Source organism: Pseudotabrizicola sp. L79, from assembly GCF_036553525.1.
GTDB lineage: Bacteria > Pseudomonadota > Alphaproteobacteria > Rhodobacterales > Rhodobacteraceae > Pseudotabrizicola.
Genome location: NZ_JAZHDA010000015.1, coordinates 1 through 223 on the forward strand (window position 1 = coordinate 1; position 223 = coordinate 223).

Consider the following 223-nt stretch of genomic DNA (forward strand, 5'->3'; position numbering starts at 1 on the left):
CACTCCCCCTCTCGCGGTTTGAAGGCAAACCGCTGCCGGGCAGCGGACCAGGGGTCCCAGTTCACCGGCTACGAGTGGCAGGAGTTCCTGGAACAGCACAATCTCGCTCCCAGCATGAGCCGCCGAGCGAACTGCTGGGACAATGCTGTCGTAGAGAGCTTCTTCAACCTGCTCAAACGCGAACGCATCCGTCGCAGGAAATACAAAACCCGCGAAGAAGCGC

Annotated in this window: 1 pseudogene; it reads left to right on the plus strand. The window is 60.5% G+C overall.

Going from position 1 to position 223, the window contains the following annotated elements:
• A pseudogene (locus V3C85_RS00050) lies at positions 1-223 on the plus strand (hypothetical protein); the annotation flags it as partial.